The organism is Streptomyces sp. NPDC047981 (assembly GCF_040653315.1).
Lineage (GTDB): Bacteria > Actinomycetota > Actinomycetes > Streptomycetales > Streptomycetaceae > Streptomyces.
This window is the reverse complement of sequence record NZ_JBEZNQ010000081.1, coordinates 13,638-32,687: the sequence shown is the minus strand read 5'-3', so window position 1 is coordinate 32,687 and position 19,050 is coordinate 13,638. Positions and strand designations below refer to the sequence as shown.

Genomic DNA, 19,050 nt, shown 5'->3' with positions numbered 1-19,050 from the left:
GCGGCCCCTGCGCACGCTTGGCCTTGCTGCTTGGTGGCTCGCCCCTCCCACCCCCCCCCGGGGGGGGGGGCGCCCGCCACCACGGCCGTCCGCCCCGCCGCGGCTGCCGCGACCGCTGGGCGTCCCGCGATCGCTGGGCGTGCCGAGGGCGAACATCCTTGGATCGAGGCCGTGTTGAGTGGATGCTTGTGGGGACTGATCCCGGACGGGCGTGTCCCGGACGGACAGACCCCGCACGGACCGAACCCGGAGGCGTCCCGTGACCGCCGAGCGTCGCACGAGCACCCTGTACGAGGCGGTGGGCGGCGCGGACGCGCTGCGCCGGCTCTCCGACACCTTCTACGAGGCGGTCCTCGCCGACCCTCTCCTCGCACCGGTCTTCGCCGACTTCACCCCCGCCCACGTCGAGCACGTCGCCGTCTGGCTGGCCGAGGTGTTCTCCGGGCCCGCCGAGTTCACGGCGGAACTGGGCGGGCACCAGGCGCTGCTCCGGGCCCACCTCGGGCTCGGCATCACCGAGGAGCAGCGGCTGCGCTGGATGGAGCTGATGACGGCGGCGGTGGAGAAGGAGCTGCCGGACGACGCCCTGTTGCGCCGCCGGGTGGTGGAGTACTTCGACTGGGGTACGCGGATCGCCAAGGACGTGTCGGCCTCGGCACCGGGCACGGATCTCGGCGATCCGGGTCCCACTCCGCGCTGGGGCTGGGACGGCCTGGCCTGACCGCCGTACGCCCCGCGACCCCGTACGCCCCGACTCGGGCCTCAGGCGGTCTGGAGCAGGCGGCGGCCGAACGTCGCGCCGGCCGGGAGCTGGCGCCTCACCCGGTCGAGCGCGTCCTCGAAGTCACCGCCGGCGATGCCCGATTCGTAGGCCGTCCCGCCGTAGTGCAGAGTGAGGCTCAGGTCCGCCCGCTCGCCGAGCGTCAGCAGGCAGCTGAGGGTGGCCTGCTGACTTGCGCCGTCCACGACGACAGGAAGCGGCAGATCCCATTCCAGTACGCACCCGGTGAGGGCCTCGCCACCCTTCTCCGCCGCGCTCAACGCGGCGAAGGTCGCGCCCGTGTACGCGACACCCCTGATGCGGGCGGACACCTGCTGTCCGTCCACCGTGATCGCGATCGCTTCCGCGCCGCTGCGGTCCCGGTACCAGCCGGTCCACACTTCCGTCGACTCCGATGACATGCGCGGACTGTAGCGGGCGGAACGACTCCTTCGCGCGACCCGGTCACCCTGTGGCCGGACTTCTCCCGATCTCACCGTTCTTGCCGGTCACGTGCGTGGTAGCGGCTTCCGTCACGCGCCCGTGGCGGGTTCCGCGCCGCTCGCCGGTCCGCCCCCGGGCGCGTCTGCCGCGCCGCCCTCGGGAGCGGGCGCAGGGGCGGCCCGTCCGTCCGCGCCCTCATGACCTTCGTGCCGCGCGCATCGCGCGTTCCGGCACGGCTGCACTTCCCACTCCGGCACCCAGGCCCCCATGACCTTGTGCCGCTTCGCGACGATACCGACGGGGTCTCCGCAGGCCGGACACGTGGGCGTGGCCTGCGGGTCCCGTACCGTACGCGGGGTCTCGCTGCCCATACCTCTCAGGGTAGGGCGGGCCTCCCGTCACCGCTTCCTGGTGTACGTCCGGACGAGTACGCCGTTGTCGAACGCGCGCACCTCGCCGAGTTCGAAGTCGCGGGGCTCGAAGCCGGCGCCGAACATCGGCATGCCGGAGCCGTAGACCTGCGGGTACGTCTTGATGACCAGCTCGTCGATCTCCTCGATCAGCGCGCCGGCGATCTGCGAGCCGCCGCAGATCCAGATCCCGAGCGGGCTGTCCTCGGCCTTCAGCTCGCGGATCCGGCCGACCAGGTCGCCGGAGATCAGCTCGACGTTCGGGTCGGGCGACTCGGTGAGCGAGCGCGTCGCGACGATCTCCCGCAGGTGGCCGTAGGGGCTGGTGATGCCGATGTCCAGGGCGAGCCGGTACGAGTTCAGGCCCTGGACGACCGTGTCGAACCGCTTGTTCTCGGAGTCGATCCCGAGGGCCTCACGCCCCTGCGCCGAGATGGTCTCCGGGTACTCGGCCTTCAGGTACTCGAGGAACGGCGCGTCCACGAACTGGTACATGGACGCGGCGTCTCCCTCGGGGTCGCCGATGAAGCCGTCGATGGAGCAGGCGATGAAGTAGGTGAGCTTGCGCAAACCGGTCCTTTTCTTCTTCACGATGTAGGCTGCGGTCGCAACCACGACAGTCATAGTGCTTCACCTGTAGTGGTTACGCAAGGGCTATCTTCCGGGAAGAAGTGGAATCAGGAGGTCCGGTGGCCAGGAACCAGGAACGCCGTACGGCTCTGCTCGACGCGGCGATCGAGGTGCTCGCGGACGAAGGTGCCCGGGGGCTCACCTTCCGGGCGGTCGACGCCCGGGCAGGCGTGCCCACGGGCACCTCGTCCAACTACTTCTCCGACCGGGACCAGTTGCTCTCCCAGGTCGCGGACCGCATCTTCGTCCGGATGACCCCGGAGCCGGACTCGCTCGTCGCGGCCTTCCGGCCGAAGCCCAGCCGGACGCTGGTCCTGGAGCTGATGCGCTGGCTGGCCCGCCGGATGGCCGCCGAACGCACCTGCTACCTGGGGCTCTTCGAGCTCCGGCTGGAGGCCACGCGCCGCCCCGAGCTGCGCACGCAGCTCACCAAGGTGCTCCGCTCCGACCTGGACTTCAACATCCGTACGCACATCGAGTCCGGCATGCCGGGCGACGCGGACACGGTCCGGCTGCTCTACTTCGCCCTCAACGGGCTGCTCTTCGACCACTTCACCGTTCCCGGCCTCCACGACGACCGCGAACTGGACGCGCTCATCGAGACCGTGGTCAACCGGATCGTGCCGGAGGCCTGAAGCACGGCCGCGCCGGCCGTCGCCCGACGCCCGCGCGTCACCGTGTCCGGCGGGTGACGAACTCGGCCAGGGCGAGCAGGTCGCCGGCGGCGGCCAGGTCCGGCACGGCCCGGGAGAGCTGCTGGACCGCGCGGCCCATGAGGTCGGCCGCCTGGGTCTGCGCCCAGTCCCGGCCTCCGGCCCGCTCGACCGCGTCCGCCGCCGCCCGTACCGCGTCGGCGTCGAGTTCCGTACGGGCGTACAGCTCGGCCAGCTCCTCGCCCGCCGCCGTGCCCGAGGCGAGCGCCGCGACCACCGGCAGCGACTTCTTGTGCGCGACGAGATCCGCGCCCGCCGGTTTGCCGGTGCGCTCCGGGTCGCCCCAGATGCCGATCAGGTCGTCGATCAGCTGGAAGGCGAGCCCGGCCTCCCGGCCGAACGCGTCCATCGCCGCGACCTCCTCCTCGCCCGCGCCCGCGTACAGCGCGCCGAGGGCGCAGGCGCAGCCGAGCAGGGCGCCGGTCTTGGCGGTGGCCATGGCGAGGCACTCGTCCAGGCTGACCTCACGGGCGTCACGATGCTCGAAGGCGCAGTCCGCCTGCTGACCGGCGCAGAGCTCGATGACGCAGGCGGCGAGCCTCGCCGAAGCCGCCGCGGAGGCGGGGTGGCCGTCCTCGGCGAGCAGCCGTAACGCCAGGGCGAGCATGGCGTCGCCCGCGATCAGCGCGTCGGGGATGCCGAACACCGTCCAGGCCGTTGGGCGGTGCCGTCGGGTCGGGTCCTCGTCCACGATGTCGTCGTGCAGCAACGAGAAGTTGTGGGCGAGTTCCACCGCGGCGGCGGCCCGCACGGCGGGCGCCGGGTCACCGCCGAGCGCGCGGGTGGCGGCGAGCACGAGCGCGGGCCGGATCGCCTTGCCCGTCTGCGCGGCGGCCGGGGACCCGTCGGCCTGCTCCCAGCCGAAGTGGTACATCGCGACGCGCCGTATCGAACCCGGCAACGACTCGATGGTCGAGCGCAGTTGAGGATCGACGACGTTCCTCGTCTGGTCGAGGAGCGCCACGGCACCCTGGGAGCCACCCACGGCGTCCGCCCGGGTCATGGTCACACTTCCCCCTCTACGTTGAGTCCGTGGGTCGCTTGGCGTGTGAGGTCGTGGCGGGGGGCCGGTCGGCACGGACCCCCGCCACGGTCACCGGGGCCGGCGCGTCAGCGCCAGCGGCTGACCTCCACGTTCTCCAGGACTCCGAGCGCGTCGGGGACGAGGACCGCGGCCGAGTAGTAGGCCGTGACCAGGTAGGAGATGATCGCCTGCTCGTCGATGCCCATGAAGCGCACCGAGAGGCTGGGCTCGATCTCGTCCGGGAGGCCCGTCTGGTGCAGACCGATCACGCCCTGGTCGGCCTCGCCGGTACGCATGCAGATGATGGACGTGGTCCGGGCGTCCGAGACCGGGATCTTGTTGCTCGGGAAGATCGGGACTCCGCGCCAGGTCGGGATCCTGTTGCCGTTGATCTCGATGGACTCGGGGACCAGGCCCCGCCGGTTGCACTCGCGGCCGAAGGCGGCGATGGCGCGCGGGTGGGCGAGGAACATCTTCGAGCCCCGGCGCCGGGAGAGGAGCTCGTCCATGTCGTCGGGGCTGGGCACGCCGTCGTGGGGCTGGAGGCGCTGCCCGTAGTCGCAGTTGGAGAGCAGGCCGAACTCGCGGTTGTTGATCAGCTCGTGCTCCTGGCGCTCGCGCAGCGCCTCGACCGTGAGCCGCAACTGCTGCTCGGTCTGGTTCATCGGCTGGTTGTAGAGGTCGGCGACGCGGCTGTGGACCTTCAGGACCGTCTGGGCGACCGACAGTTCGTACTCGCGCGGCGAGGCGTCGTAGTCCACGTACGTGTGCGGGACGACCGCCTCGCCGACGTGACCGGCGGAGAGGTCGATCGCGGCCTCGCCGAACTGGTTGCTGCGCTGGGCGGGCAGCGCGGCGACGCTCGCGAGGTGGTCGGCGAGCGAGGTGGCCCGCTCGGCGAGGTTGCGCACGTCGTCGCGGGTCAGTTCGAGCACGGTACAGGCGGTGGCCGCGCGGGCGGTCCACTCCCACGTGGCGTCCGCGTGGGTCAGCGCGCTGTCGCCGAAGTGCGCGCCGTCGGCGAGGACCCCGAGGACCGCCTCGTCGCCGTACGGCCCCTCGCCGATCTGCTCGACCTTGCCGTGCGCCAGGAGGTGGACGCGGTCGGTGGGTTCGCCTGCGGAGGCGATGATCTCTCCGGGCGCGTACTCGCGCTGGCGGCACCGGGCGGCGAGTTCGGTGAGCGCCTCCTCGTCCTCGTATCCGCGCAGCGCCGGGAGTTCGCCGAGCTCGGCGGGGATGACCGCGACGCGCTCTCCGGTCTGGACGAAGGTGACGCGACCGTCTCCCACGGAGTAGCTGAGCCTCCGGTTCACCCGGTAGGTACCGCCCTGGACCTGCACCCACGGCAGCATCCGCAGCAGCCACCGGGAGGTGATCTCCTGCATCTGCGGCGCCGACTTGGTGGTGGTCGCCAGGTTCCGTGCGGCGGCGGTGCCGAGACTCTGCTGCGGCGTCGCCTGATCCGCGCGTACCTCGTCGCCAACCGAACCAACGGACATGGAACTCCCTCTCGATGTGAATGACCTGCGAGAGGAAGCCTTTCAGCACGGAGCGTGGGCGCGCCATTACACAAATGAGTGGGAGTGATCGGCTTACGACTGGGCATGTCACTCGATTCCACTCGAACAGCCCAGCCCCGCACGCCTCGTGACCCGGTGTCCGGATCGGCTCGCACAGGTCCCGAACAGGTGGCTCGGAGGCGGACACTCCGGTACGCCGGTAGTCGGCACTCGGTACGCCGGTACTCGGCACTCCGGTACGCGGGGTGCTTCGCCCCGTCTCGAACCCGCTGCTATCCCGAAGGAGTCGGCCATGGCCCCACCCATGTCCGCGAGCAGGTTCCTCGCCGCCCTGCGCGACGAGGGCCTGACGGTCGTCGAGGTCGGCGACTGGCGCACCCACAACCGCAACCACAAGGGCCCCTGGGGGCCCGTCCACGGCGTGATGATCCACCACACGGTCACCCGGGGCACCGCGAACACCGTCCGGCTCTGCCGGGACGGCCACAGCACCCTGCCCGGGCCGCTCTGCCACGGCGTGATCGCCAAGGACGGCACGGTCCATCTGGTCGGCTACGGCCGGGCCAACCACGCGGGGGCCGGGGACGACGAGGTGCTGCGGGCGGTCATCGCCGAGCACCGGCTGCCCCCGGACAACGAGGCCACCGTGGACGGCAACCGGCACTTCTACGGCTTCGAGTGCGAGAACCTCGGGGACGGGGTCGACCCCTGGCCCAAGGTCCAGCTGGAGGCCATCGAGAAGGCCGCCGCGGCGGTCTGCCGGGCGCACGGCTGGACCCAGCGCTCGGTGATCGGCCACCTGGAGTGGCAGCCGGGCAAGGTCGATCCGCGCGGCTTCACGATGGCCTCGATGCGGGGGCGGATCGCCGAACGCCTCCGGTAGCCGGTGGACAATGGCCGGGTGAACGCGTTCGACCTCGCCCACCTCGGCGCCCGGCTCCCGTCCCCCCTGGAGCCGGTCGAGGACGAGCGCTTCACCCGGCGCGGCCTGCGGCTGCTGCTCAAGCGCGACGACCTGATCCATCCGGACCTGCCCGGCAACAAGTGGCGCAAGCTCGCGCTCAACCTGCGCGCGGCGGCCGGCCGGCCGGTGCTGACCTTCGGCGGCGCGTACTCCAACCACCTGCGCGCGACGGCCGCCGCCGGCCGGCTGCTCGGCTTCGACACGATCGGCGTGGTGCGGGGCCAGGAGCTGGCCGACCGGCCCCTGAACCCCTCCCTCGCCCGGTGCGCCGCCGACGGCATGCGGCTGGTGTTCGTGGACCGGGCCACCTACCGGGCGAAGGCCGATCCGGAGGTGCTGGCCGGCCTCCTCGACCGGTCCCCTTCGGGGACGTACGTCGTGCCCGAAGGGGGCAGCAACGCCCTCGCCGTGGAGGGGTGCGTGGAGCTCGGGCGCGAGCTGCGCGGCGCCTCGGACCTGGTCGCCGTCGCCTGCGGCACCGGCGGCACCCTCGCGGGCCTGGCGGCCGGTCTGGGCCCCGGGCAGCGGGCGCTGGGCGTCCCGGTCCTCAGGGGCGGTTTCCTGGGCGGGGAGGTACGCGAACTGCAGCGCGCCGCGTTCGGCGGCCCGCGGGGCGACTGGAGCCTCGACGAGCGCTTCCACGGCGGCGGTTACGCCCGGACGAATCCGACGCTCGACGCGTTCGCCGAGGACTTCGAGGCGCGGCATGGAATCGCCATCGAGCGGCTGTATGTCGCCAAAATGCTCTACGGACTTGTCGTCCTCGCCGAGGAGGGCGCGTTCGAACGGGGGACGAGCATCACCGCGGTGGTGACGGGCTCCCCTTCGTGAGGCCCGTCGGAGAACCCTTCCCGAGCCCCGGCCCTGTCGCGTCCGCCGCTCACGCCTCCTCGCGGTAGGCCGCCGCCTCCTCCAGGTCGAGCCGGCGCAGCAGCGTGCGCAGCATCTCGTCGTCGATGCGGCGCTCGTCCCGCAGCTGGACGAAGACCTCGCGCTCGGCCTCGATCATCTCGCCGGAGAGCCGCCGGTAGGTGTCGTCGACGGTCTCGCCCGTGACCTCGTTCACCGAACCGAGGCGCTCCCACACGGCGTTGCGGCGCCGCTCCAGGACCGCGCGGAGTCGGTCGGCGAGGGGCTGCGGCAGGGCGTTGCGCTCGTCGGCCAGCAGGGCCTCCAGGCGCTCCTCCGCCGCCCGGGACGCCTCGCTCTGGGCCTGCGCCTCGGCGAGGGTCTCCTGGTACGTGTCGCGGGGCGGGAGCTTCAGGAGCCGGATCAGCGGGGGCAGGGTGAGCCCCTGGACGACCAGGGTCCCGATGACGGTGGTGAAGGTGAGGAAGAGGACCAGGTTCCGGGCGGGGAACTCCACCCCGTCGGTCATCTCCGGGATGGAGAAGGCGATGGCGAGGGAGACCACACCGCGCATGCCGGCCCAGCCGACGATCAGCGGCGCCCGCCAGTCCACCCCTGGCTCGCGCTCCCTGATCCGCTTCGACAGCCGGCGGGGCAGGAAGGTGGACGGATAGACCCAGACGAAGCGGACCACGACCACGGCCACGAAGACCCCGAGGGCGTACCAGGCCGCCTCGGCGATCCCGTACTGCCCGAGGCCCTGCACGACGTACGGCAGCTGGAGGCCGATGAGGGCGAAGACGCTGGACTCCAGGATGAAGGCGACCATCTTCCACACGGCCGCCTCCTGGAGGCGGGTCGCGAAGTCCACCTGCCAGTTGCGGTGCCCCAGGAAGAGGCCGACGACGACCACCGCGAGGACCCCGGAGGCGCCGACCTCCTCGGCCGCCGCGTAGGCGACGAAGGGGATCAGGAGGGAGAGGGTGTTCTGCAGCAGGGCCTCGCCGAGGTGGCGGCGGAGCCAGTGGATGGGGACCATCAGGACGAGCCCGACGCCGATGCCGCCGACCGCCGCGAGCGCGAACTCGCCGAGACCGCCCGCCCAGCTGATGCCCTCGCCGACGGCTGCGGCGAGGGCGACCTTGTAGGCGGTGATGGCGGTGGCGTCGTTCACCAGGGACTCGCCCTGGAGGATGGTGGTGATCCGGTTCGGCAGGCCCAGCTTGCGGGCGATCGCCGTCGCCGCGACCGCGTCCGGCGGCGCGACGACCGCGCCGAGCACGAGCGCCGCCGTGAGCGGCAGGTCCGGGACGAGGACGTACGCGAGCCAGCCGACGGCGACGGTGGCGAAGAGGACGTACCCGACCGAGAGCAGGGCGACGGGCCTGATGTTGGCCCGCAGGTCGAGGTACGAGGAGTCCATCGCCGCCGTGTAGAGCAGCGGGGGCAGGATGAGCGGCAGGATGATGTGCGGGTCGAGGGTGTAGTCCGGCACACCGGGCACGTACGACGCGGCGAGGCCGACGGCCACCAGGAGCAGCGGCGCGGGCACCGGTGTCCTGCGGGCCAGGCCCGCGACCGCGGCGCTCGCCGCGACCAGCCCCACCAACTGCAGTGCGTCCATCGCTCGGCCCCGTCCCCTGTCCGTTCCAGCACGTAACCTGGCCATCATGAGCGAGTGCCCGCACGTTGCCGAAATGCCGCGCCCCGAACCCGCGCCGCTGACCGACACCTGCCCCGAGTGTCTGAGCGACGGGACGCACCCCGTCCAGCTGCGCATCTGCCTCACCTGTGGGCACGTGGGCTGCTGCGACTCCTCGTCGGGGCGGCACGCGACCGGGCACTTCTCGACCACCGGCCACCCGGTGATGCGCACCTTCGAGCCGAACGAGCGCTGGCGGTGGTGTTTCGTGGACGGTTCGATCGTCTGAGGGCTGGGTACGACACCCCGGCAATCTGCTGTCGGTCGATCGGAATTGGCTTCGGCAGACCCCTAGCCACTGTCCGTACTCATGGACTTACCATGAGTGACAGACGGGGACGGGGGCCCGGCTGAGGCCCACGGCGACACGGCAGCACGGATCGCGATAGCGTCACCGCGGATTGCGCAACCGACTGCGCACCGCCCGGTTCGGGGGGCTTTCTCCCCCCGGGCCCCGAATGAGCTTGTGCCACCTTGGAGGTGAGGGTGTCCCAGATCGCAGGCGAGCCCGGGTCCCAGGACTTCGTGGAAGTCCGGCTGCCCGCTGCGGGTGCCTACCTGTCCGTGCTGCGTACGGCCACGGCCGGTCTCGCGGCACGCTTGGACTTCACCCTCGACGAGATCGAGGACTTGCGGATCGCGGTCGACGAGGCGTGCGCCATCCTGCTCCAGCAGGCCGTGCCGGGCTCCGTCCTCAGCTGTGTCTTCCGGCTGATCGACGACTCGCTCGACGTGACCGTCTCCGCCCCCACCACCGACGGCCGGGCCCCCGAGCGGGACACCTTCGCCTGGACGGTGCTCTCCGCGCTGGCCGGGAAGGTCGAGTCGTCCGTGGCGGACGACAAGACGGTCTCCATCAGCCTGTACAAACAGCGCGGCGCGGGGCCAGGCCCGGCGTGAGGAGCGGGGACGCGACGGCCGGCATCCCTGAGCAGCAGGCGAGGCCGCATCCGGAGGTCGAGGTCGAGGTCGCTACGGAGCAGGCGGTCCAGATGAGCGAGCACCAGCAGCACAACGAGGTCCCGAAGGACGCCGAGCCGCAGCAGGCCGAGGACGTTCCGGAGGTTCCGCACGCCCCCCAGGAGGCGCCGGACCCGCACGACCGGAGCGGGGCGCGCGCCCTCTTCGTCGAGCTGCGCAAGCTCCCGGAGGGCTCCACGGAGAAGGCGGAGCTGCGCAACCAGCTCGTACGGATGCACCTGCCGCTCGTCGAGCACCTGGCGCGCCGGTTCCGTAACCGGGGCGAGCCGCTCGACGACCTGACACAGGTCGCGACGATCGGTCTGATCAAGTCGGTGGACCGCTTCGACCCGGAGCGTGGCGTCGAGTTCTCGACGTACGCGACACCGACGGTCGTCGGCGAGATCAAGCGGCACTTCCGGGACAAGGGCTGGGCGGTGCGCGTGCCGCGCCGGCTCCAGGAGCTGCGTCTTTCGCTGACGACGGCGACGGCCGAGCTGTCCCAGCTGCACGGCCGTTCCCCGACCGTGCACGAGCTGGCGGAGCGGCTGGGGATCTCCGAGGAGGAGGTCCTGGAGGGCCTGGAGTCGGCGAACGCCTACTCGACGCTCTCGCTGGACGTCCCCGACACGGACGACGAGTCACCCGCGGTCGCGGACACGCTGGGCGCGGAGGACGAGGCCCTGGAGGGGGTCGAGTACCGGGAGTCGCTCAAGCCGCTCCTGGAGGACCTGCCGCCCCGGGAGAAGCGGATCCTGCTGCTCCGCTTCTTCGGCAACATGACCCAGTCGCAGATCGCGCAGGAGGTCGGCATCTCGCAGATGCACGTCTCCCGGCTGCTCGCACGCACGCTGGCGCAGCTGCGGGAGAAGCTCCTCGTGGAGGAGTAGTCGCCGGCAGGAAGCCGACAGGAGCCGACAGGAAGCGTCACGCCTCGCCGCGACGACCGATGCCCAGCGCCTCGGTCGTCGCGGGGTTCACGAGGAGGACGAGACCGGTGACGGCGAGCACGGCGAGGGCGATGCCGCCGGGGATCAGGGCGCTGTTCGCCTGGAGGAGCTGCCAGGCGACCGGCAGGGCCAGGATCTGGGTGATGATCGCCGGCCCCCGGCTCCAGCTGCGGCGCAGCAGCAGTCCGCGCGCCGCTGCGCCGGGGATGAGGCCGAGGGCGATCAGGGTCGCGCCGCCCATGACCGCCTGCGTCAGGCCGTCGGGGTCTCCGGTGAGCGCGGTCACGAGCACGTAGACGCCTCCGACCATCAGCGCGAGTGCTTCGACGCCGGCCACCGCGGCCGCCGCGGTCAGCCGGACAGGGCGGGGGGTCTGCTCCGTACTGCTCATACCCGGCAGGGTAGCCGGGACGGCCCGCGGGGCTGTCCGGCAGGTGGCCACGACTGGGAATCAGTACCGCCGGGTAGGTACGCTGGCGGCCATGCGCGCACTTCTCGTGGTCAATCCGGCAGCCACCACCACCAGTGCCCGCACCCGTGACGTCCTCATCCACGCCCTCGCGAGCGAGATGAAGCTGGAGACGGTCACCACCGAGTACCGCGGGCACGCCCGCGACCTCGCCCGCCGGGCCGCCGAGTCCGGAGAGGTGGAGCTGGTCGTCGCCCTCGGTGGCGACGGGACGGTGAACGAGGTCGTCAACGGGCTCCTGCACGACGGCCCCGATCCTGACCGGCTGCCGGGTCTCGCGATCGTGCCCGGCGGCTCCACCAATGTCTTCGCCCGCGCGCTGGGGCTGCCCAACGACGCCGTGGAGGCGACGGGCGCACTGCTCGACGCGCTCCGTGAGCGCCGTGCACGCACAGTGAGCCTCGGGATCGCGTCCGGTACGCCGGGGACCGAGGACGAGGCCGTTCCGGCGCGCTGGTTCACGTTCTGCGCCGGGTTCGGGTTCGACGCCGGCGTCATCGGCCGAGTCGAACAGCAGCGGGAGCGCGGCAAGAGATCCACGCACGCGCTCTACCTCCGCCAGGTGGTCCGCCAGTTCCTCGGGGAACCGCACCGCCGGCACGGCACGATCACCCTGGAGCGGCCCGGCCACGACCCGGTCGAGCAGCTGGTCCTCTCCATAATCTGCAACACCTCCCCCTGGACCTACCTGGGCAATCGTCCGGTGTACGCGTCCCCGGAGGCCTCCTTCGACACCGCGCTCGACGTCCTCGGGCTGAGCCGTCTGTCGACCCCGGCGGTGGCCCGTTACGCCACCCAGCTGCTCACTTCGACCCCCGAGCGGGGCCCGCACGGCAAGCACGCACTGTCTCTGCACGATCTGACGGACTTCACCTTGCATTCGAAGGTTCCGCTCCCGCTGCAGATGGACGGAGACCACCTCGGACTGCGTACGAGCGTTGCGTTCACAGGCGTTCGCCGTGCACTGCGTGTGATTGTGTGAGCGGAAGGGCCGAAAGTCCTTTCACTCGAACGTTTAGGCTGCCATCCACCCCTTAGAAGTACGGCTGTGACCTAGCCGACACCGAGGAATCAAAAAAAACTTTCCAGAAAGGGTTGTATCCGCTGCTGGGGTTTGGGAGTCTCTTCTTGGCGATCGGGACGGCCCGCAAGACCGGCCTCCACTGAGAGCCAGAACCCCTCCTCAGTCCAAGGACGCATCCAGTTCATCTGGTAGTCGGCCCTTCCCTTGCGGGGGGATTCGTGAAAGCGTTCACATTCACAAGCAACCTGCACGTAACACCAAGAGAGGTAGCAGCCATGGACTGGCGTCACAACGCCGTTTGTCGTGAGGAAGACCCCGAGCTGTTCTTCCCCATCGGCAACACCGGTCCTGCGCTGCTGCAGATCGAGGAAGCCAAGGCCGTCTGCCGTCGCTGCCCCGTGATGGAGCAGTGCCTGCAGTGGGCGCTCGAGTCCGGCCAGGACTCCGGCGTCTGGGGTGGCCTCAGCGAGGACGAGCGCCGCGCGATGAAGCGCCGCGCCGCTCGCAACCGGGCGCGCAACGCCAGCGCCTGAACACCCTGACAAGCCTGAGGCAAGCGGCGCGTACATCGCGTACGCAATCACCGCCCCCGAGCCGCAGCGCGCAGCAGTAACCCACAGCATTCGAGCCCCGGACCGATTCTCATCGGTCCGGGGCTCGCTGCTGTGTGCGGCGGCGCATGCCGCAGCGGGCTACGCCCACGGCTGTCCGCGAGCTACTTCTGCGGCTGTACGGGGATGTCGAGGACGACCTTGGTGCCGCGCTCCGCGCCGGGCTGCATGTCGAAGGTGCCGCCCAACTCCCCCTCCACCAGCGTCCGTACGATCTGCAGGCCGAGGTTGCCCGCACGCTGGGGGTCGAAGCCCTCCGGCAGACCGCGGCCGTCGTCCTGGACCGTGATCAACAGCCGTGCGTCGGCGCGGGGTTCGCCGCGGACGGCGGTGACCTCGACCGAGCCTCGCTCCCCCGGTGCGAACGCGTGCTCCAGGGCGTTCTGCAGGATCTCGGTGAGGACCATGGAGAGCGGGGTGGCGACCTCGGCGTCGAGGATGCCGAAGCGGCCATTGCGCCGGCAGGTCACCTTGCCCGGGGAGATCTCGGCGACCATCGCGATCACGCGGTCGGCGATCTCGTCGAACTCCACCCGCTCGTCCAGGTTCTGGGAGAGCGTCTCGTGCACGATCGCGATCGAACCGACCCTGCGCACCGCCTCGTTGAGAGCCTCGCGGCCCTGGTCCGAGTCCATCCGGCGGGCCTGCAGCCGCAGCAGCGCGGCCACGGTCTGCAGGTTGTTCTTCACCCGGTGGTGGATCTCCCGGATGGTGGCGTCCTTGGTGATCAACTCGCGCTCGCGGCGGCGCAGTTCCGTGACGTCACGGAGCAGGACGAGCGAACCGATCCGGGTGCCCTTGGGCTTGAGCGGGATCGCCCGGAGCTGGATCACACCGCCGTTGCCCTCGACCTCGGCCTCGCGCGGGGCGTAGCCGGAGGCCAGCTTGACCAGAGCCTCGTCGACCGGGCCTCGGGAAGGAGCGAGTTCGGCGGTGATCTGGCCGAGGTGCTGACCGACCAGGTCGGCGGCGAGGCCCAGCCGGTGGTAGGCGGAGAGGGCGTTGGGCGAGGCGTACTGGACGATGCCGTCGGCATCGAGGCGGATGAGTCCGTCGCCCGCGCGCGGCGACGAGTCCATGTCGACGGCCTCGCCGGGGAAGGGGAACGTTCCGGCGGCGATCATCTGGGCCAGGTCGGAGGCCGACTGGAGGTAGGTCAGCTCGAGCCGGGAGGGGGTCCGCACGGTGAGCAGGTTGGTGTTGCGGGCGATCACGCCGAGGACCCGGCCCTCGCGGCGCACGGGGATGGACTCGACCCGTACGGGGACCTCCTCACGCCACTCGGGGTCTCCCTCGCGCACGATCCGGCCCTCGTCCAGGGCGACGTCGAGCAGGGGGCGGCGGCCGCGTGGAACCAGATGGCCGACCATGTCGTCCTGATAGGAGGTCGGTCCGGTGTTGGGCCGCATCTGGGCGACGGAGACATAGCGGGTGCCGTCCAGGGTAGGGACCCAGAGCACGAGGTCGGCGAAGGACAGGTCGGAGAGCAGTTGCCACTCCGAGACCAGCAGGTGGAGCCACTCGAGGTCGGACTCACTCAGAGCGGTGTGCTGGCGGACGAGCTCGTTCATGGAGGGCACAGGGGCGAGCGTACCTGCGGAATCGTCGCGCGATGAACCTGGATCTCACGGCGTTCGTGTTGGAGGATGGACCGGGAACGCGGCCGTGCCGATGGATGGACAGACAAGAATGGTCTAGTCCACAATGGCAGGGCAGCACCCTGTGAAAGACCTCCGCCCTCCCCGCACAGGAGGGCGGACGAGGTGATCGACGCTCTCTGCCCTGACTGCGTCGAGACCTCCCATACGGCCGCGGGACCGCACATCCTCGGCCGGGCAACTCCGGGCTGCGGTGCCGGACGGGTTGAGGGTCCCGTCGGGCGCCGCGGCCCGCGGGTGTTTCCGGGGCCCTTTCGGCGCACGGCCGACGGGCCCCTTCAGCCCTCGGGCGTCGGCCAGGAGCGCATCGCCGCCTCCGCGACGGCCTCAAGTTCAGCCCGCGTCGCGCCGTCGCGCGCCTGCTGGGACATGCCCTGGAGGACCGCGCCGTAGAGCCGGGCCAGGGTGCCGGTGTCCGTGCCGGCGGGCAGCTCGCCCGCGTCGACGCCCCGGCGGATCCGCGCCTCGAACGCCGCCAGGTTGCGCGCGCGGCGCTCGCGCAGGGTCTGCTCGACCTCGGGGTTCGAGCAGTTCGTCGCGGCGGAGATCATCAGGCAGCCGCGCGGGTGGGACGGGTCGGTGAAGAGGCCCGCCGCCTCCCTGAGCATCCGGCCGAGCGCGCCGCGCGCCGTCGGCTCCTCCTCGAAGGCCCGGCCGCCGTACGCGCCGTAGCTCACCGCATAGGCCTCGACGACCTCCTCGAACAGGGCCTTCTTGTCCCCGAAGGCGGCGTAGAGGCTCGGGGCGCTGATGCCCATGGCGCGGGTGAGGTCGGCGACCGAGGTCGTTTCGTACCCGTGCTCCCAGAACGCCATCGTGGCCTGCTCCAGCGCCGTGAGGCGGTCGAAGGAGCGGGGCCGGCCGCGCTGTCCTGTCGTCATGACGCCAATTCTATAGCGGGCACTACGGAAGTGGTGCTACGGTCATTTCTGTAACGACCACTACGGAAGTGAGGGGGGCGTCCCATGGGTGCGCTCGCAGGGAAGACGGCACTGGTGACGGGCGGCAGCCGGGGCATCGGGCGGGGCATCGCCGAGCGGCTCGGCCGGGACGGCGCGCGGGTCGCGGTGCATTACGGGACCAACGAGACGGCGGCGAAGGAGACCGTCGCGGCGATCGAGGCGGCGGGCGGCGAGGCCTTCGCGATCGGCCAGGAGCTGGGGACGGACGGGGACGCGGTGGCGCTCTGGGAGCGGTTCGACGAGCGGACGGGCGCGGGCGGGCTCGACATCCTCGTCAACAACGCGGGGATCGCGGCCTCGCAGCCCTTCGCGGCCATCGACGAGACGGAGTTCGACCGGATCTTCGCGGTCAACACGAAGGCGCCGTTCTTCCTCGCGCAGCAGGGGGCGGAGCGGCTGCGCGACGGGGGCCGGATCATCAACGTCTCCACGGGCCTGAGCCAGGCCGCGATGATGCCCGAGCTGATCGCGTACGCGATGTCCAAGAGCGCCCTCGACACCTTCACGCGCTATCTCTCCAAGGTGCTGGGCGCGCGGGGCATCACGGTCAACGCGGTGGCGCCCGGGATCGTGGACACGGACATCAACGCGGCGTGGCTGCGCGGGGACGACGAGGCGTGGGCGCGCTCGGCGGCCCTGTCGACGCTGGGGCGGGTCGGGGAACCCTCGGACATAGCCGACGTGGTGGCGTTCCTGGCCTCGCACGATGGGCGCTGGGTGACGGGGCAGTGGATCGACGCGACGGGGGGTTCGATCGCCTGACCCGGGGAGGTCCGGGGCGGGGGCCCGGGGGCGGGGCCGGCCTGGGCTCCGGTGGCTGCGGGGGGCGTGCCGTTCGACCATGGGGAGGGGCGCGTCCGCCGATCGGAAGGGCCTGAGCGGACGGTCTCAGCTCTGCTAGATTGAGCTTTGATTGGTCTATACCACCAGACCCTCACCAGCCCCTCACCAGCCCCTCACCAGCCCCTCACCAGATCGGCAGGCACAGCGTGGAAGTTGTCATCGTCCCGGACGCCACGGCAGGCGGAGAGCTCATCGCGGACGGCATCGCCGGCCTCCTGCGCCGCAAGCCCGACGCGCTGCTCGGCGTTGCCACCGGCTCGACTCCGCTGCCCATCTACGAGGCCCTGATCGCCCAGGTCAAGGCCGGTTCCGTGGACGCCTCGCGCGCCCGGATCGCTCAGCTGGACGAGTACGTCGGGCTGCCCACCGGGCACCCGGAGTCCTACCGCTCCACCGTGCTGCGTCAGGTCGTCGAGCCGCTCGGGCTCTCCGAGGGCGCCTTCATGGGCCCGGACGGTTCGGCCGAGGACGTCCAGGCGGCCTGCGAGGCCTACGACCTGGCCCTGCGCGAGGCCGGCGGGGTCGACCTGCAGATCCTCGGCATCGGGACCGACGGGCACATCGGCTTCAACGAGCCCTGCTCCTCGCTCGCCTCCCGGACGCGGATCAAGACGCTCACCGAGCAGACCCGCGTCGACAACGCGCGCTTCTTCGACAACGACATCGAGCAGGTGCCGCACCACGTCATCACCCAGGGCATCGGCACCATCCTGGAGGCCCGGCACCTGGTGCTCCTGGCCACCGGCGAGGGCAAGGCGGACGCCGTGGCCGCGACCGTCGAGGGCCCGGTCGCCGCGATCGTGCCGGCCTCCGCGCTCCAGCTGCACCCGCACGCCACGGTCGTCGTGGACGAGGCCGCCGCGTCCAAGCTGAAGCTCGCGGACTACTTCCGCCACACCTTCGCCAACAAGCCCACCTGGCAGGGCATCTAGGACAGGCCCGGGGCGGTACGGACGCCCCGGGAACGACAGTGGGGCCCGGCACCTGGTTCAGGTGCCGGGCCCCACTGTCGTGCTCCCCCGTACCGGGATCAGAGCCCGGCGATCGCCTCCGCCGCCGCGCGGCCGCAGACGCGGGCCGCACCGTGCGTGGCGATGTGCAGGGCGCCGCGGGGCGCGGCCTGGTTCAGGCCCATCTCCACCACGACGCTGTCCGGGCGGGCCGCCAGCAGGGCGTCCAGGGCCTGGGTCATCCACGGGTGCCGGTGGGCGTCCCTGACGACCGCGACGATCCGCCGCTCCTTCGCCGCGGCGAGCACCGCGTCCACCGACGGCTCGTCGAAGGAGCCGGTCTCGGTGCCCGGAAGGAGGCGCTCCAGCTCGGCCGCGACACCCCAGGGCGTCTCGTCACCCACGGCGATGTTGGCGACCGGGGTGAAGGCGGCGACGTACGGGGCCTCGGTCACCGGCGTGTAGGGCAGCTCCCCCGGCGTGAGGGTCACGGCCCTGCGGGCGGCGACCAGTCCGATCTCGGTGCCGGGCGCGGTCCCCTCCTGCACTGCCGCGCCCGGCCCCGATCCAGCCCCCCTGGCCCGGTGCGCCTGGGTCCAGGCCGCCAGGGCGCGTACACGCGCCGCGGCGTCGGCCAGCCGCTCCTCGGGCAGTTCACCGGTCCGTACCGCTTCGACCAGCGCGTCGCGCAGCCGCAGTACGGTGTCCTCGTCGGCCAGCCCGCCGCCGACGCAGATGGCGTCGGCGCCCGCGGCTATCGCGAGGACGGATCCGCGCTCGATGCCGTACGTCCCCGCGATGGCCTGCATCTCCATGCCGTCGGTGACGATCAGCCCCTCGAAGCCCAGCTCCTGACGGAGCAGACCGGTCAGGATCTGCGGGCTCAGGGTCGCCGGCCGCTCGGGGTCGAGCGCGGAGAGCAGGATATGCGCGCTCATGACCGCTTTGGTACCCGCGGCGATGGCCGCGCGGAAAGGTGCCAGCTCACGGGCGTGCAGTGTGGCGAGGTCCACATCGATGCGGGGCAGCGCGTGGTGCGAGTCGACGTTGGTGTCGCCGTGTCCGGGGAAGTGCTTGGTGCACGCGGCGACACCGACGGCCTGCAGGCCCTCGACGTACGCCACGGTGTGCCGGGCGACCAGGTCGGGGCTCGCGCCGAAGGAGCGGACGCCGATGACCGGGTTGTCGGCGTTGGAGTTCACGTCGGCCGACGGCGCCCAGTTGAGGTCGACCCCGCAGGCGGCCAGCCGGCGGCCGAGTTCGGCGGCGACGGCCCGGGTGAGGTCGGTGTCGTCGACCGAGCCGAGGGCGTAGTTGCCGGGGAAGGAGGAACCGTTGCGGACCTCCAGGCGGGTGACGTCGCCGCCCTCCTCGTCGATGGCGACGAGGACGTCGTCCCGCTCGGCCCGCAGCTGTGCGGTGAGCGCGGCGAGCTGCTCGGGCGAGGCGATGTTCCGGCCGAAGAGTCCGACGGAGGAGAGTCCCTCGCCGATGCGGCGCAGCAGCCAGTCGGGCGCGGTGGTGCCGACGAAGCCGGGCTGGAGGACCGTGAGCGCGTCACGGGTCAGGGTGTCCGAGGCGCTTACGAGTGTGGTCATGAGCGG

20 protein-coding genes are annotated in these 19,050 nt (G+C 71.5%); 11 read left to right on the top strand and 9 right to left on the bottom strand.

What is annotated here, in order from left to right:
- Positions 1 to 259: 259 nt before the first annotated feature.
- Positions 260 to 721, top strand: coding sequence for a group II truncated hemoglobin (locus AB0E14_RS32820; protein ID WP_362426628.1), 462 nt, complete (start codon positions 260 to 262; stop codon positions 719 to 721).
- Positions 722 to 762: 41 nt separating this feature from the next.
- On the opposite strand, the gene AB0E14_RS32815 is transcribed toward AB0E14_RS32820, so the two are convergent.
- A complete protein-coding gene (locus tag AB0E14_RS32815; RefSeq protein WP_362426625.1) occupies positions 763 to 1,182 on the bottom strand; it encodes a DUF6304 family protein in 420 nt (139 codons plus the stop codon).
- Positions 1,183 to 1,602: 420 nt separating this feature from the next.
- The gene (locus AB0E14_RS32810; RefSeq protein ID WP_362426640.1) at positions 1,603 to 2,184 is read right to left on the bottom strand and encodes a dihydrofolate reductase; all 582 of its coding nucleotides are present in this window, start codon (positions 2,182 to 2,184) and stop codon (positions 1,603 to 1,605) included.
- Between the two features lie 119 nt (positions 2,185 to 2,303).
- Here AB0E14_RS32810 and AB0E14_RS32805 point away from each other — a divergent pair, with 119 nt between their 5' ends.
- Complete coding sequence (locus AB0E14_RS32805) at positions 2,304 to 2,879, top strand: TetR family transcriptional regulator (RefSeq protein WP_362426622.1); 576 nt, start codon at positions 2,304 to 2,306, stop codon at positions 2,877 to 2,879.
- A gap of 37 nt (positions 2,880 to 2,916) precedes the next feature.
- Here AB0E14_RS32805 and AB0E14_RS32800 read toward each other — a convergent pair whose 3' ends face one another.
- Positions 2,917 to 3,960 carry a family 2 encapsulin nanocompartment cargo protein polyprenyl transferase gene (locus AB0E14_RS32800; protein ID WP_362426619.1) on the bottom strand — a complete coding sequence of 348 codons (1,044 nt, stop codon included), beginning with the start codon at positions 3,958 to 3,960 and terminating at the stop codon, positions 2,917 to 2,919.
- 107 nt (positions 3,961 to 4,067) lie between these two features.
- A complete protein-coding gene (locus AB0E14_RS32795) occupies positions 4,068 to 5,483 on the bottom strand; it encodes a family 2B encapsulin nanocompartment shell protein (RefSeq protein WP_362426616.1) in 1,416 nt (471 codons plus the stop codon).
- A gap of 313 nt (positions 5,484 to 5,796) precedes the next feature.
- Here AB0E14_RS32795 and AB0E14_RS32790 point away from each other — a divergent pair, with 313 nt between their 5' ends.
- Both AB0E14_RS32790 and AB0E14_RS32785 read left to right on the top strand, forming a co-directional pair.
- Positions 5,797 to 6,387, top strand: coding sequence for an N-acetylmuramoyl-L-alanine amidase (locus AB0E14_RS32790; protein ID WP_362426613.1), 591 nt, complete (start codon positions 5,797 to 5,799; stop codon positions 6,385 to 6,387).
- A gap of 18 nt (positions 6,388 to 6,405) precedes the next feature.
- The gene (locus tag AB0E14_RS32785) at positions 6,406 to 7,299 is read left to right on the top strand and encodes a pyridoxal-phosphate dependent enzyme (protein WP_362426610.1); all 894 of its coding nucleotides are present in this window, start codon (positions 6,406 to 6,408) and stop codon (positions 7,297 to 7,299) included.
- A 49-nt stretch (positions 7,300 to 7,348) separates the two neighbouring features.
- On the opposite strand, the gene AB0E14_RS32780 is transcribed toward AB0E14_RS32785, so the two are convergent.
- Positions 7,349 to 8,941: a Na+/H+ antiporter gene (locus AB0E14_RS32780; protein ID WP_362426607.1), complete on the bottom strand. Its 1,593-nt coding sequence runs from the start codon at positions 8,939 to 8,941 to the stop codon at positions 7,349 to 7,351.
- Between the two features lie 46 nt (positions 8,942 to 8,987).
- Between AB0E14_RS32780 and AB0E14_RS32775 the strand changes: the two genes are divergently transcribed.
- The 3 genes from AB0E14_RS32775 to AB0E14_RS32765 all read left to right on the top strand — a co-directional run bounded on the left by AB0E14_RS32775 (position 8,988) and on the right by AB0E14_RS32765 (position 10,869).
- Positions 8,988 to 9,248: a UBP-type zinc finger domain-containing protein gene (locus AB0E14_RS32775; protein WP_362426602.1), complete on the top strand. Its 261-nt coding sequence runs from the start codon at positions 8,988 to 8,990 to the stop codon at positions 9,246 to 9,248.
- 257 nt (positions 9,249 to 9,505) lie between these two features.
- Positions 9,506 to 9,919 carry an anti-sigma regulatory factor gene (locus tag AB0E14_RS32770; protein WP_362426599.1) on the top strand — a complete coding sequence of 138 codons (414 nt, stop codon included), beginning with the start codon at positions 9,506 to 9,508 and terminating at the stop codon, positions 9,917 to 9,919.
- Positions 9,916 to 10,869 carry an RNA polymerase sigma factor SigF gene (locus AB0E14_RS32765; protein WP_362426597.1) on the top strand — a complete coding sequence of 318 codons (954 nt, stop codon included), beginning with the start codon at positions 9,916 to 9,918 and terminating at the stop codon, positions 10,867 to 10,869. The genes AB0E14_RS32770 and AB0E14_RS32765 overlap by 4 nt, the downstream gene beginning before the upstream one ends.
- A gap of 37 nt (positions 10,870 to 10,906) precedes the next feature.
- On the opposite strand, the gene AB0E14_RS32760 is transcribed toward AB0E14_RS32765, so the two are convergent.
- Entirely contained in the window at positions 10,907 to 11,320 is a 414-nt protein-coding gene (locus AB0E14_RS32760; RefSeq protein WP_362426595.1) for a hypothetical protein, read from the bottom strand.
- Between the two features lie 91 nt (positions 11,321 to 11,411).
- Between AB0E14_RS32760 and AB0E14_RS32755 the strand changes: the two genes are divergently transcribed.
- Together AB0E14_RS32755 and AB0E14_RS32750 are read left to right on the top strand one after the other, a co-directional pair.
- A complete protein-coding gene (locus AB0E14_RS32755; RefSeq protein ID WP_362426591.1) occupies positions 11,412 to 12,380 on the top strand; it encodes a diacylglycerol kinase family protein in 969 nt (322 codons plus the stop codon).
- Positions 12,381 to 12,697: 317 nt separating this feature from the next.
- The gene (locus AB0E14_RS32750) at positions 12,698 to 12,955 is read left to right on the top strand and encodes a WhiB family transcriptional regulator (protein WP_003953983.1); all 258 of its coding nucleotides are present in this window, start codon (positions 12,698 to 12,700) and stop codon (positions 12,953 to 12,955) included.
- A gap of 182 nt (positions 12,956 to 13,137) precedes the next feature.
- On the opposite strand, the gene AB0E14_RS32745 is transcribed toward AB0E14_RS32750, so the two are convergent.
- Both AB0E14_RS32745 and AB0E14_RS32740 read right to left on the bottom strand, forming a co-directional pair.
- Positions 13,138 to 14,604, bottom strand: coding sequence for a PAS domain-containing sensor histidine kinase (locus AB0E14_RS32745; RefSeq protein ID WP_362426637.1), 1,467 nt, complete (start codon positions 14,602 to 14,604; stop codon positions 13,138 to 13,140).
- Between the two features lie 365 nt (positions 14,605 to 14,969).
- Positions 14,970 to 15,572, bottom strand: coding sequence for a TetR/AcrR family transcriptional regulator (locus AB0E14_RS32740; RefSeq protein WP_362426588.1), 603 nt, complete (start codon positions 15,570 to 15,572; stop codon positions 14,970 to 14,972).
- Between the two features lie 84 nt (positions 15,573 to 15,656).
- Between AB0E14_RS32740 and AB0E14_RS32735 the strand changes: the two genes are divergently transcribed.
- Entirely contained in the window at positions 15,657 to 16,415 is a 759-nt protein-coding gene (locus AB0E14_RS32735) for an SDR family oxidoreductase (protein ID WP_362426585.1), read from the top strand.
- Between the two features lie 227 nt (positions 16,416 to 16,642).
- Positions 16,643 to 17,428, top strand: coding sequence for a glucosamine-6-phosphate deaminase (nagB, locus tag AB0E14_RS32730; protein ID WP_362426582.1), 786 nt, complete (start codon positions 16,643 to 16,645; stop codon positions 17,426 to 17,428).
- A 98-nt stretch (positions 17,429 to 17,526) separates the two neighbouring features.
- On the opposite strand, the gene AB0E14_RS32725 is transcribed toward nagB, so the two are convergent.
- Complete coding sequence (locus AB0E14_RS32725) at positions 17,527 to 19,044, bottom strand: glycoside hydrolase family 3 protein (protein ID WP_362426579.1); 1,518 nt, start codon at positions 19,042 to 19,044, stop codon at positions 17,527 to 17,529.
- Between the last annotated feature and the right edge of the window lie 6 nt (positions 19,045 to 19,050).